Source organism: Bacteroides xylanisolvens (genome assembly GCF_018289135.1).
GTDB classification, from domain to species: domain Bacteria; phylum Bacteroidota; class Bacteroidia; order Bacteroidales; family Bacteroidaceae; genus Bacteroides; species Bacteroides xylanisolvens.
The window spans coordinates 3,240,851-3,254,379 of sequence record NZ_CP072216.1 but is presented as its reverse complement, the minus strand read 5'-3'; the positions used below and the strand labels follow the sequence as shown (position 1 = coordinate 3,254,379).

General features: G+C 43.2%; 8 protein-coding genes and 1 pseudogene. 7 read left to right on the top strand and 2 right to left on the bottom strand.

Going from position 1 to position 13,529, the window contains the following annotated elements; genetic code table 11:
• Positions 1–2: 2 nt before the first annotated feature.
• The 4 genes from INE92_RS13935 (at position 3) to INE92_RS13920 (ending at position 5,976) form a co-directional block, all read left to right on the top strand.
• A complete protein-coding gene (locus INE92_RS13935; RefSeq protein WP_015531422.1) occupies positions 3–1,298 on the top strand; it encodes a DUF1735 and LamG domain-containing protein in 1,296 nt (431 codons plus the stop codon).
• A 29-nt stretch (positions 1,299–1,327) separates the two neighbouring features.
• The gene (locus INE92_RS13930; RefSeq protein ID WP_195436359.1) at positions 1,328–2,884 is read left to right on the top strand and encodes a glycoside hydrolase family 18 protein; all 1,557 of its coding nucleotides are present in this window, start codon (positions 1,328–1,330) and stop codon (positions 2,882–2,884) included.
• A 248-nt stretch (positions 2,885–3,132) separates the two neighbouring features.
• Positions 3,133–3,900 (top strand): DNA-binding domain-containing protein, encoded by a 768-nt coding sequence (locus tag INE92_RS13925; protein ID WP_015531424.1) that lies wholly within the window; start codon positions 3,133–3,135, stop codon positions 3,898–3,900.
• A 357-nt stretch (positions 3,901–4,257) separates the two neighbouring features.
• Entirely contained in the window at positions 4,258–5,976 is a 1,719-nt protein-coding gene (locus tag INE92_RS13920; RefSeq protein WP_008015586.1) for an ATP-binding protein, read from the top strand.
• A 47-nt stretch (positions 5,977–6,023) separates the two neighbouring features.
• Here INE92_RS13920 and INE92_RS13915 read toward each other — a convergent pair whose 3' ends face one another.
• Positions 6,024–7,586, bottom strand: coding sequence for an ATP-binding protein (locus INE92_RS13915; protein WP_004313570.1), 1,563 nt, complete (start codon positions 7,584–7,586; stop codon positions 6,024–6,026).
• A gap of 123 nt (positions 7,587–7,709) precedes the next feature.
• Here INE92_RS13915 and INE92_RS13910 point away from each other — a divergent pair, with 123 nt between their 5' ends.
• Positions 7,710–9,887 carry a DNA topoisomerase 3 gene (locus INE92_RS13910; RefSeq protein WP_004313571.1) on the top strand — a complete coding sequence of 726 codons (2,178 nt, stop codon included), beginning with the start codon at positions 7,710–7,712 and terminating at the stop codon, positions 9,885–9,887.
• A 109-nt stretch (positions 9,888–9,996) separates the two neighbouring features.
• Positions 9,997–12,033 (top strand): hypothetical protein, encoded by a 2,037-nt coding sequence (locus tag INE92_RS13905; protein WP_004313572.1) that lies wholly within the window; start codon positions 9,997–9,999, stop codon positions 12,031–12,033.
• A 27-nt stretch (positions 12,034–12,060) separates the two neighbouring features.
• On the opposite strand, the pseudogene INE92_RS27115 reads toward INE92_RS13905, so the two are convergent.
• Positions 12,061–12,204, bottom strand: a pseudogene (locus tag INE92_RS27115) (formylglycine-generating enzyme family protein); the annotation flags it as partial.
• 181 nt (positions 12,205–12,385) lie between these two features.
• Between INE92_RS27115 and INE92_RS13895 the strand changes: the two are divergent.
• Positions 12,386–13,444 (top strand): linear amide C-N hydrolase, encoded by a 1,059-nt coding sequence (locus tag INE92_RS13895; protein WP_008024815.1) that lies wholly within the window; start codon positions 12,386–12,388, stop codon positions 13,442–13,444.
• The last annotated feature ends 85 nt before the right edge of the window (positions 13,445–13,529 follow it).

Here is a 13,529-nt window from a genome sequence, read left to right as displayed (position 1 = left end):
CTATGAGAATACATAAACTTTATCAGTGCTTTGCAACCGCAGTTTTGCTACTTCTGCCGGTTGCCTGTGATAATACGGATTACAGCGAAAAGTCACCGTTTGACAATTCGGCGTATCTGAATATAGCTGCTAGTAAGAATACAGAAACTTTCACTTTTAATCGGAAGGTGACAAGCCAGACAAAACTTTTTACAGTGAAGTTGTCTTATCCTTCGGGGGATGATGTGAAGGTCAGCTTGAAGGTAGACGCTTCGTTGACTAGTGAATATAATGCAAAGAACGACACGCATTATGAAGTGCTGCCTGAAACATATTATCAGCTATTGAAAACAGAAGTGGTAATTCCTGCCGGAAAGACCACTTCTGAAGAAGTAGGCATTAAATTCTCCAAACTCGATGAGTTGGAGATTGACGTTACTTACCTCTGCCCGCTTTCCATTGGAGGAGCCGATGGAGTGGGAGTAATGGACGGTTCGCGCACGATGTATTATTTGGTACGCCGTTCCAGTGCCATTACTACGGCAATGAACTTGAAGAATGTCTATGTCACTGTTCCGGGATTTGATAAAGGAAGTCCGACGTCAGATGTGGTGAATAACTTGAGTGCAGTAACAATGGAAGCTATTATACGGGTGAACAGCTTCCAGCAAGAAATATCCTCTATAATGGGCATTGAACAGTATTTTCTGATGCGTATTGGGGATAAGGATTTTCCGAACCGACAGTTACAAACACAGACTACGTTTGGTAAATTTCCGGAAATCAGTAACCAGAAATTACTATTGGCAGGTGAGTGGTATCATGTGGCATTGACATGGGACATAGCTACTGCTACTATTGCTTTCTATGTAAACGGACAATTACAAAGTATAAGTACCAGCCATGGCAAAAGTGACTTGACTAGCATCAGTTTGGGAGATAAGTTACCTGATGATGAATTTGGGAATGGGGGTGATTTTAACTTCTATTTTGGGCGTTCTTATGGAGAGTCGCACGATATAAGCCGCCAGTTTGATGGTGAAATATGTGAAGCTCGCATTTGGAAGGTAGCCCGTACACAAGAACAGATTTATCAGAATATGTATGAAATCTCTAACCCGACAACCGAACCTGCTTTGTGTGCTTATTGGAAGTTCGACGAAGGGACAGGCACTGTAGTGGAAGACCGAACCGGGCATGGGAACGATGCGAAGGTAGTATCTTACTGGAAAGGTAGTGACCATCTCGAAATGTACAGTAAAACCGATGCGGATTTGTGGCCGAGCGGAATCGAAGTACCGAAAGTGAATCAGGAATAAGTGTGTAGAACTTTTTAAATAATTTATATATGAAACGAATAATACGAAATATATCTTTGTGTGCGTTGCTGGCAGTGGCAATGGGAGCCTGCGAGGAAGAGGCTGCATTGGTGAACCCAAGCGTTGCGCATGACAAATCTACACAGTCACCGGAAGAAGTTGTTGAAGCCGCTTCCTTGCAAAGTGCTTCAGCACCGGGAAGTGGACTTATCTTCCGTGACTTTGTGGTACAGACAGGTGATGAACTATATGTAGAATTGGCGAAACCGGCAGAGCACGACATGACTTTTACCATAGGTTTGGATATTCCCTTTAGTGACGAAGAGAAGAAGGCTTTGGTAGCAAAGTATTATAATATATTTATATTAGGAGCGATAGAAGAACCGGGAGATAAACTAACTATTACCAACGAAGGAAAAGTGACGATAGCTAAAGGCGAACGGAAATCGACACAGATAAGCTTTGCTCTATCAAGAATGACTGTTGATGCTTCAATGGCTGGGTCTCAATATCTGTTACCATTGGTAGCGATGGACGAGGATGGCAATCAATATAAGCTTTTCTATTATATCACGGAACGAGATGAGGAATATCAGGATAGAACTAAAAAGGATTATAAGGTAGTAGCGTATATTGATACGGAAATGATAAATCCTTTGATAGCTGACAAAACTACTACTAAACTGGAGTATCTGAGATCTCGTAGAGACAGAGAAACGATTTATGAAAATGTACCTCTTGTTGATATTGTAAACGTGCGCAAAGCCCTTTTGGGATATGATGCTTCTTCTCGGAGAGTAATTTTGAAGTATACACCGGATATGGAATATGTGCTGAAGCACAATGTTCAGTACATTCAACCGTTGAGGCGGAATGGTCTGAAAGTGTGTCTTTCTATCGAAGGAGGTGGAACGGGAATAGGCTTCGCTAATTTGACAGATCCTCAAATAATTGATTTTGTGGCTCAAGTTAAGGTGGCTGTAGAACTGTTTCAGTTGGATGGTATTCATTTGCGTGATGAGGGAGCCGGATATGACAAGGCCGAAGCACCGGCTATCAATGAAACTTCGTATCCGAAATTAATCAAGGCTCTGCGTGAAGCAATGCCGGATATAATGCTCACTCTTGCAGATGATGGCGGTACTACAGCTACAATGAATAAAGAACAAGAGGGCATTGTAGTGGGCGATTATATTGACTTGGCTTGGAATGTAATCTGGGATTCTCCGGTTAATCCTTGGGCGGATGGTTCGGAACGCAAACCTATAGCGGGGATGACGAAAGAACGTTATGGTGGGATTGCGCTTTATATTAAAAGACGGACAACTCAAGAAGACTATGAATTTATGGAAGAACTGCAGGACAAAGCTAGGATAATTACTCTAGACGAAGGACTTGGAAAAGTTGCAGTCGTAGAAAACATTCCTTATAGGCAGTATGATGTAGAAACGATGGTTGTTGATGGATTTCAGAATCTTTTGATGTGCTTCCATGACAATAATGATGGGAATTATCCTAAATATATTGCAAATGTACAAGAAGCATTGGTTGTGACGCAATATTATGCTTTTCGCAAAGACTGGTAGGGTTGTAAAATAAGGAAGAGGCTGCTCTGCAAGTCTGATAAGCGTATCATTCTGCCATTCAGAATGTAGTGAAGAATCTCTTGTTTGTATATTCGAAAGAGTAGATTCTTCGCTTCGCTCTGAATGGCAGAGCAAAATGATAGCAAGCAGTACCTTTTCGGACTGCCTCAATCCGGTAAACTTTTTATTGATATTCTTTATTTTTTCGTTTAATAATATTCATAAAACCAAGTAGAAACAACATCATTATGAAGAATGTATTGAAAATCTGGTTAGTCGACAACACTGTAACCGTCGACAACAAAGACGATAAGATCGGTCAGCTCGAATCGTCCGGTAATCTCTCGTTGCAGGACATACTCGATGAGATGCACAAGGAAGACACCGGGCTCCGTCCCGAAACCATCGAGCACGTCGTGAAGCTCTACAACCGTGTTGTGAGCGATCTCATCCTTAGCGGATATAGTGTCAACACCGGTCTTTACCACGCCGTAGCGCAACTCCGCGGTGTTATCGATGGCGGAAAATGGAATCCCGAAAAGAACTCCGTCTACGTCTCCTTCACCCAAGACAAAGAACTGCGTGAAGCTATCGCCCAAACCTCTATCAGTATTTTGGGCGAACGCCAAAGCGTGATGTACGTTGCCGGATTCTCACCTGCCACTGCTACTGCAGGCCGTCCGTTCACGGTCAATGGCCGTATGTTGAAAATTGCAGGTACGGATTCTTCCGTCGGCATCACTATCACCAACAGCAAAGAGCAAACCACACCTATCGACCTCAATATGTTGGCCGTCAACAACCCGTCACAACTCACATTCATTGTTCCTGCCGGTCTGGCTGATGGCGAATATACCCTCACCGTCACTACGCAGTATGCAGGAAGCACGCTCCTGAAGACACCCCGAACCGCTATCGCTACTTTCTATGTCGGCACGAAACCCGATGCAGGAGGCGGCTCCGGTTCCGGTGGTGGCGAAGGCGGAGGAGGAGAGGCTCCCGATCCTGCGGCATAAAATGTTCTCTTGGAGGCTGTGTCAAAACTCTTATAAACAAAAAGTCACCCTCGCTACAATTATCTGTGGCGAGGGTGACTTCGTAGAAAGGAGAGTTTTGACACATCCCCTTATGCAGAGAGGCTGCATAGCTCTATACACGCATCATGTATAGAGTTGTGCAGCCTTCGTGTATAGGGTTATACATGATAAGTGCATAACTTTGATCTTTTTCTCTGTTTTGTCCTCTTTTTCATCAAAGACTTATGTATATAGCCATAATTGAGCTTGGTATTTATTTATCTTTTTCGCATTATCTTTTTTATGGTACTAATTTATTAGTACTTTTGTCTTTACCGAAAGAAAAGATCAACGATTATGGCAAGAATAACGATTCCATACGCAGTGGCCGACTTCGCAGAAATGCGTGAACGTGGCTTTTATTATGTTGATAAGACAAATTACATTCCGGGGCTTGAAGACTATAATGCTCCCATCTTTCTCCGTCCCCGTCGTTTCGGGAAAAGTCTGCTCATCTCCATGTTGGCCCACTACTACGACCGTACGAAAGCGAATCGTTTTGAAGAACTTTTTGGCGGCACCTGGATTGGCGAACATCCTACGGAAGAACATAATCAATATTTGGTGATTCGTTATGACTTCTCGGCTATGGTGATGGCGGATGATATGGAAGGGGTGGTACAGAACTTCAATGACCTGAATTGTGGACCCGTGGAAGTTACGGTAGAACATAACCGAGACCTGTTTGGTGATTTTCAGTTTACAACTCGAGGAAATGCTGTGCAGATGTTGGAGGAACTTTTGGGTTATATCAGCTCACATGGATTGCCTAAAGCATATATATTGATTGACGAATACGATAACTTCACCAATCAACTGCTTACTTCCTATAATGACTCACTTTATGAGGAAGTAACCACTAGTGATAGTTTTCTTCTCACCTTTTTTAAAGTTATCAAAGCGGGTATCGGCGAAGGCACGATTCGCACTTGTTTCTGCACAGGCGTATTGCCTGTCATCATGGACGACCTGACCAGCGGGTACAACATTGCGGAAATCCTCACATTCAAACCCGTTTTTTTGAATATGCTCGGCTTCACCTATGAAGAAACGAAAACATACTTGCGCTATGTACTTGATAAATATGCTCCCGGTGCAAGCGAAGAACGCTTCGAGGAAATCTGGCAGCTTATTGTGAACAACTACGACGGTTATCGTTTTAGCCCTGTCGGTGAACGTCTTTTTAACTCCACTATCTTAACTTATTTTTTTAAGAAATTTGCCGCTAATGCCGGAAGTATTCCCTCCGAACTGATCGATGAGAACCTGCGTACGGACATCAACTGGATTCGCCGCCTGACTCTTTCGCAGAACAACGCCAAAGAGATGCTCGATGCCCTGGTGATAGGCGGTGAATTGTCATACAACGTCAGAGATCTGTCCGGCAAATTCAACAAGAAGAAATTTTTTGAGAAAGAATTCTATCCCGTCAGCCTGTTCTACTTAGGTATGACTACCCTGAAGAGTGCATACCGCATGGTGCTCCCCAACATGACCATGCGCAGCATCTACATGGATTATTACAACCAACTGAACAAGATCGAAGGTAACGCCAGTCGTTACGTCCCGGTTTATGAACTTTATGATTCCAATCGTAGTTTTGAACCCCTTGTGCAGAACTATTTCGAGCAATATCTGGGACAATTCCCCGCACAGGTTTTCGATAAGATCAACGAGAACTTTATCCGTTGTTCTTTCTACGAGCTTGTCTCCCGCTATTTGAGCCATTGTTACACTTTTGCCATCGAACAAAATAACTCCGTCGGTCGTTCGGATTTTGAAATGATCGGCATCCCCGGCACGGATTATTACACGGACGATCGCGTGGTGGAATTTAAATACTATCGTTCCAAAGATGCCGACCGTATGCTTGCGCTCACCGAACCGCTGGTAGAACACGTAGAGCAAGTGAAAGGTTATGCCGCAGATACAAAAAGAAAATTCCCCAATTACCATGTTCGTTCGTACATTGTGTATATCTGTGCCAACAAAGGGTGGAAGTGTTGGGAGGTTTAATATGAATCATTTGTAGATAAATATGAGGAAGAAGTAATTATACTCTCTTATTCCTCGGGTAGCCATCGACTGACATTTCGTGTGTCAGTACTGAATTCTACTCCAACCTTTTTGACTTCCCGTTCATCTGCCTGATAAGGGATAAGATATCCTTTATCTTCGATTTGCTGTAATGCTTGCTCGGCTGTGCCATTTAGTTTGAATTCGAATACATAAATATACTTCGGTGTTTTGACAACTGCATCAGCCCGTCCTTTTGCACTGCGTACTTCTGCTTGTGTGAACTGTCCCATGAGTTTGAATATCAGATAGAAAACAGTCTGGTAATGCCGCTCTGTCTGGTCATTCAGTTCGTAAGGTATATCGGCAAAGAAGGCTTGAAGGCGGGTTAGAAAAGCATTGATATTGCCACTTTCCAACTCATGGACAAATTTGCCAATATAGAAATCTTGCTCATTATCGGGAATATTAGAGTAGAATGGCAGAAGGAAATTCATAAAGCCATATCTCACTTCATCATTGGGAAAAGCAAGTTGATAAGTCTTGAAACGAGGGTCGTATTCTTTAATCGTCAGATACCCGCTTTGATAAATCAGCGGAATAGGATTCCTGCTTTCTGCCCGGTACTCGTTGAATGACGCTGCGTTTGCTTCCACTCCGTCAATGAGCGTTCGCAGGTCATAGTTGCTATCCATCAGCATCTTGACAAGGAAAGTAGGAGTGCCTGTCTGAAACCAGTAATTCTCAAATTTATATCCATCGAACACATTTAATACACTGAACGGATTGAACATGCCTTCTGCATATTCACAGAAATGATACCCGTCGTAAAGTGAGGTCATCTTATGGATTGTATCTTCTGGTGTCATCCGGTTGTATGAGGCCAGCTTATCCAATTCCGGAGTGAATGTATCTATCAGTTCCTGCTTGGTGATGCCGCAAATGGTGGCATAAGGCGGTTTCATGCTGATATCATTCAGTTGATTCAAATCACTGAATACACTGACTTGTGAGAATTTGGTAACACCTGTCAGAAATACGAAACGCAGATAGCGGTCAGCACTTTTCAATACTCCATAGAATGCTTTTAGCATTTTGCGGTATTCTTCAAACAAGGGCAGATTATCCAGAGCTTGCAAAAGAGGTTTGTCATATTCGTCTACTAATACGACTACTTGCTTTCCGGTTTGCACACATGCGCGTTCTATAATATAGGCGAATCGTTCTTCCGGTTGTCGATCTTGCTTTTCGGTTCCGTAGATTGCTTCCCATTTTTCCAGATGTTGGTTGAGCATCGCTATCAGATCTGCCGGAGAATCATACTTGCGTGCATTCAAGTCAATATGAAAAACCGGATAGACTTGCCAGTCAACTTCCATTTGTGAGATGGCTAGTCCTTCGAATAAGTCCTTGCGTCCCAAAAAGTAAGCCTCGAAAGTGGAAATCAGCAGGCTTTTTCCGAAACGTCGGGGACGGCTAAGGAAATAGGGGATGCTTGTGGACACCATTTTTCCGACAAGGGCGGTTTTATCTACATACAGATAATTTCCTTTGCGGATTTTCTCGAAAGTTTGTATTCCGATGGGCAATTTGCGGTTTAAATCAATCATACTTGTTCTTTGTTATAAGAATTCTACTCTTGCAAAGGTAACATATTTTGTGGGATATTGTTCTTTTAGACAAATATTCGTGTAACTTTGCAAATTGATAGTTTAAAAACAAGAAGAGAAAAAATGATAGTTTGCATAGCCGAAAAGCCGTCTGTAGCACGTGATATAGCCGAAGTACTCGGCGCTCATACCAGAAAAGAAGGATATATAGAAGGAAACGGATACCAGGTGACCTGGACATTCGGGCATCTTTGTACCCTGAAGGAGCCACATGAATACACCCCTAACTGGAAATCATGGAGCTTGAGCAGTCTGCCGATGATTCCGCCACGTTTCGGTATCAAGCTGATTGGGCATGATCCGGGTATTGAGAAGCAGTTTCATGTGATAGAGTGGCTGATGCAGAATGCGGATGAAATCATCAATTGCGGTGATGCCGGGCAGGAGGGAGAATTGATTCAGCGCTGGGTGATGCAAAAAGCTGGCGCACGCTGTCCGGTGAAGCGCCTGTGGATTTCTTCGTTGACGGAAGAAGCTATTCGTGAAGGATTCTCGAAACTGAAAGACCAAGCTGAATTTCAATCACTTTACGAAGCCGGTCTTTCCCGTGCGATGGGTGATTGGCTGTTGGGAATGAACGCTACCCGTCTTTATACCCTTAAATACGGTCAAAACAAACAGGTGCTCTCTATCGGTCGTGTACAGACACCGACGCTGGCATTGATTGTCAACCGTCAATTGGAGATAGCCAATTTTGAACCCAAACAATATTGGGAACTGAAAACAAACTATCGTAATACCACTTTCTCTGCACTCATTCGCAAAAGTGATGAAGAAATTGCCGCGGAAGAGGAAAAGAACGGCGGAAAAAAGAAAATAGATAACCCGGGCATCGACCCTATTGCCAACCGGGAAGAAGGCGAAGCATTGGTAGAACGTATTAAAGACCTACCTTTTGTAGTCACCAATGTCGGCAAGAAAGACGGGAAGGAATACGCTCCACGTTTGTTCGATTTGACTTCCCTTCAGGTAGAATGTAACAAGAAATTCGCTTATTCGGCCGATGAAACACTGAAACTGATCCAGTCTCTTTATGAGAAGAAAGTGGCTACCTATCCGCGTGTGGATACCACTTTCTTGAGCGATGATATTTATCCGAAATGTCCTGCTATCCTGAAAGGACTCCGTGATTACGAAGTCTTGACAGCTCCGTTAGCTGGCACTACACTTCTTAAATCAAAAAAGGTATTTGACAACTCGAAAGTGACGGATCACCATGCCATTATCCCAACCGGAGTCTATGCTCAAAACTTGACGGATATGGAACGTCGTGTCTACGACTTGATAGCCCGTCGTTTTATAGCCGTGTTCTATCCGGACTGTAAAATTTCTACTACCACCGTAATGGGAGAAGTGGATAAGATAGAGTTTCGGGTAACCGGAAAACAAATTCTGGAACCGGGATGGCGTGTCGTGTTTGCCAAGGAAGTAAAAGACCCTACTGAAGAAAAAGAGGAAGAGGATGAAAATGTACTTCCTGCTTTTGTGAAGGGTGAAAGTGGTCCTCATATTCCGGACCTGAATGAAAAATGGACACAGCCGCCCAGACCTTATACTGAAGCAACCTTGCTTCGTGCAATGGAAACAGCCGGAAAACTGGTGGACAATGATGAACTTCGCGATGCTTTGAAAGAGAATGGTATCGGTCGTCCGTCTACCCGTGCTGCAATCATTGAGACGTTGTTCAAGCGAAATTATATCCGTAAGGAAAGAAAGAACCTGATTGCCACCCCGACAGGAGTGGAGTTGGTGCAGCTTATTCACGAAGAATTATTGAAATCGGCAGAATTGACAGGTATTTGGGAAAAGAAGTTGCGTGAGATTGAAAAGAAAACATACGATGCCCGCCAGTTCCTCGAAGAACTAAAGCAGATGGTTTCAGAGATCGTAATGAGTGTACTTTCTGATAATACGAATCGACGCATAACTATTCAGGACGCAGTTGCTGCAAAAGCCGAAGAGAAAGAGAAGAAAGAACCTAAAAAGCGTGAACGAAAACCGAGTACACCGAAAGAAAAGAAACCAAAAGCGGAAAAAACGACGAATGAAGTGAAGACTGATTCGCCCGGTTCTCCTGCTCCGGTGGCCATGGCAGCTTCAACTCCTTCTACGGCAGGTGAGGTAGATGCGTTTGTAGGTCAACCCTGTCCACTTTGTGGTAAAGGAACCATCATTAAAGGGAAGACTGCTTACGGGTGTTCGGAATGGAGAAATGGATGTACTTTCCGGAAGAATTTCTAATTTTCCGCACAGTAACAAGGTAAAGTGTATGGCTGAAATAGTTTAGTGGAAAACTACTTGATTTATAGAAAAATACACTATATTTGTACATAAATCTATATGGACTACTATGAACCGTTTTGCAAACTACTACAAGAAGATATTCTCGCAAGAGTATATAGATCGCACCATTTCGGGCGGTATCAAGTCACAGCTCACCTTGCTACTCGTTACCATTGCTACGGCGCTGGCTATCTTTTTTATTATCGCGATGCTCTTTTCCATCCAATTGCATGGACACGAGGAATGGGGAGAAAGGCTCTGGGCAGTGTACAACAACTTTGTCGATCCCGGTAACCAAATAGAAGAGACTGCCTGGCCTAACAGGATATTAGTGGGGCTTATCAGCATTTCGGGATCCGTTTTACTGGGCGGTGTGCTCATCTCTACTATCTCTAATATTATAGAGCGGCGTGTGGGAGTGGTATACGCGGGGCGAATGACCTACCGTAATATAAAAAATCATTATGTACTGATCGGATTCAACGAATTGTCTATCAATATGATACGTGAACTGTATGACGAATGTCCTTCGGCACGTATTTTGCTGATGAGCGGTATGGAGTCGGCAACGGTGCGGCATCGTATACAGTCGGCCCTGCCTGTTGAAGTTGAGCGACAAGTGCTTGTTTACTTTGGCAACATTGAGTCGATCGAAGAACTTCAGCGGTTGAACATAGAGAGTGCTATTGAAGTATATGTGCTGGGTGATGAAGAACGTTACGGGCGCGATGCTAAAAATATAGCTATTGTGCACTTGGTAAGTACTCTGCGTGGTAAATGTTATGATGGTAAGATGATGCCTGTGTATGTACAGTTTGATAGCATCCCTTCGTATTCTAACATACAGAAAATGAATCTGCCGCCCGAAGTCTTTTGTATAGAAGGCAAGCCTAATATTTTCTTTCGGCCCTTTAATCTCCATGAAAACTTGGCCCGGCAGCTATGGAGCCTTTATGGAGCTGATTGTGAAAGGCGTTATGATCCGCTGGATTATCGCCCCATAAGCATTACACAACAACCTGATGGAAGTTGGAGTGCTACCAGTCAAGACTATGTGCATCTGGTTATCGTGGGATTCAACCGAGTGGGACGTTCGTTGCTACTCGAAGCATTGCGTATCTGTCATTATGCCAATTATGATGACCGTCTGCCTGCAGATGAACGTATACGTACCCGTATCACTTTAGTGGATCGCGAGATGGAGGCACAGAAAGACTACTTCAAAGCTCAATTCCCCTATATAGAGAGCCAAATAGATGATATTGAGGTGGAATATTGCCATGATGATATTTGCAGTACTGCTATGCGTACCCGCCTGCAGCAGTGGGCACAAAATAAGCATTGTATGCTTACAGTGGCCATTTGTGTGCATGATCCTGATTTGAGTCTTTCATTAGGACTCAACTTACCACATGAAGTTTATCAGTATCAGTGTCGTGTGCTAATCCGTCAGGAGTTTAATAATGATTTGTCGTCGATGGTGGACGACGAGAAGGGACGCTATCGCTATGTCAAGGTGTTTGGTATGGTAGACAGGGGAATAAAGAAAAACATCTTGCAAGATAAACTGGCTTTGTATGTGAACTACTTATACGATTGTTGTTATGCTGATGAAAGCCTCAAACAAAAAGAGGTATTGAAGAAGATGTATGAATCCTATGGTAACCATTCTGCCGACTTTATTTTGATGAACCACCAGGCGCAGTATTTGTGGAATAAACTAAGCGAGCCGTTGCGTTGGGCTAACCGCTATCAGCTGGATGCCTATAGTGTATTTTGTCGCACACTGGGCTACGGCATCAGACGGAGTGACCACTCACCGGCACACATATCCGAATCTATGTTCAATGAAGATCTGCCAGCTCAAGTTTTGTATCTGTTAGTACGCATGGAGAAGTACCGATGGAATGCCGAGCGTACGGTGGCCGGCTGGAGACGTGCTAAGGTGAAGGATAAGGTATTTTTGCAACATCCTCTTATTATGCCTTTCAGCGAATTACTACAAAAGTATCCCGAGGAGGTAGAGAAGGATGCTGATGTAATTTATAATCTGCCCTACATACTGGCATTGGGAGGATATGAGCTTTATAGATTGGCCGATTAATAAGCCGACTTAACATTTATACATAAGTTAGAGAGACACTACTAACCGCAACCCGTAATCAATATCCCACCGTTGTGGGGTCACTCCATAACGGCTGGTGACTTTACAGTATTTCTCGAAGGTGTAATAACTGCCTCCGCGTAATACTTTATGCATATCCTTTTCATTTATTTAATATCTATCGCTAGAAATGAGTTCTGCGATGATAACTATCATGCGTCGAAAACCAAAAACTTCCTCATTCACTGAATAAATTCTTTTTTTTCATTAAAATCATCTTTCTTGTAGGCAATAATCGTGGCATATTTGTTATTTATAAAATGAGAGTATCAATTATTTAAATAGAAAGAATATGAAGAAAAGATTAGTAGGAGTTGCATTGGTGTTGGCTGCCGTCTCTTTGGGGAGTATACAGCCTGTGGAAGCATGTACGCGTGCAGTATACATAGGTCCTGATCAGATGGTGATAACGGGGCGTACCATGGACTGGAAAGAAGATATCATGACGAATATCTATGTGTTTCCACGTGGTATTCAGCGTGCGGGACATAACAAGGATAAAACGGTGAACTGGACTGCCAAATACGGAAGTGTAATTGCCACAGGATATGATATTGGTACTTGCGATGGAATGAACGAGAAAGGATTGGTGGCGAGTCTGCTTTTCTTACCGGAATCTATTTACTCTCTTCCCGGTGATACCCGTCCGGCAATGGGAATCAGTATTTGGACACAGTACGTACTCGATAACTTTGCTACGGTACGCGAAGCCGTGGATGAACTGAAAAAAGAGACTTTCCGGATTGATGCTCCCCGTATGCCGAATGGGGGACCGGAATCTACCTTGCATCTGGCTATAACCGATGAAACTGGGAATACGGCTGTACTGGAATATCTGGATGGAAAATTGAGTATTCACGAAGGGAAAGAATACCGGGTGATGACAAATTCTCCCCGATATGACTATCAATTGGCTATTAATGATTATTGGAAAGAAATTGGTGGCTTACAGATGCTACCGGGAACAAATCGTGCGAGTGACCGCTTTGTCAGGGCTTCTTTCTACATTCATGCCATTCCGCAAACTGCTGATGCAAAAATTGCAGTTCCCAGTGTATTGAGTGTGATGCGTAATGTTTCTGTACCATTTGGTATTAACACGCCGGAGAAGCCTTATATTTCTTCTACCCGTTGGCGTTCCGTTTCCGATCAGAAGAATAAAGTGTATTATTTCGAATCTACTTTGACACCGAATATGTTTTGGCTGGACTTGAAGAAAATAGATTTTAGTCCGAAAGCAGGGATTAAGAAATTGTCTCTGACAAAGGGAGAGATTTATGCAGGTGATGCAGTGAAAGATTTGAAAGACAGTCAATCATTCACTTTCCTTTTCCAGACTCCGGTTATGTAATTTGTTGGTATCTGTAAATATATAAAAAGAGCGGTGGACGGGTTTGTAATCATACACTTGTCCATCGCTCTTTTTTATATACCGT

Bases quoted from the DNA above. Each gene is read 5' to 3' on its own strand.
- INE92_RS13935 (WP_015531422.1), top strand. From the start codon at position 3: ATGAGAATACATAAACTTTATCAGTGCTTTGCAACCGCAGTTTTGCTA.
- INE92_RS13930 (WP_195436359.1), top strand. From the start codon at position 1,328: ATGAAACGAATAATACGAAATATATCTTTGTGTGCGTTGCTGGCAGTG.
- INE92_RS13925 (WP_015531424.1), top strand. From the start codon at position 3,133: ATGAAGAATGTATTGAAAATCTGGTTAGTCGACAACACTGTAACCGTC.
- INE92_RS13920 (WP_008015586.1), top strand. From the start codon at position 4,258: ATGGCAAGAATAACGATTCCATACGCAGTGGCCGACTTCGCAGAAATG.
- INE92_RS13915 (WP_004313570.1), bottom strand. From the start codon at position 7,586: ATGATTGATTTAAACCGCAAATTGCCCATCGGAATACAAACTTTCGAG.
- INE92_RS13910 (WP_004313571.1), top strand. From the start codon at position 7,710: ATGATAGTTTGCATAGCCGAAAAGCCGTCTGTAGCACGTGATATAGCC.
- INE92_RS13905 (WP_004313572.1), top strand. From the start codon at position 9,997: ATGAACCGTTTTGCAAACTACTACAAGAAGATATTCTCGCAAGAGTAT.
- INE92_RS13895 (WP_008024815.1), top strand. From the start codon at position 12,386: ATGAAGAAAAGATTAGTAGGAGTTGCATTGGTGTTGGCTGCCGTCTCT.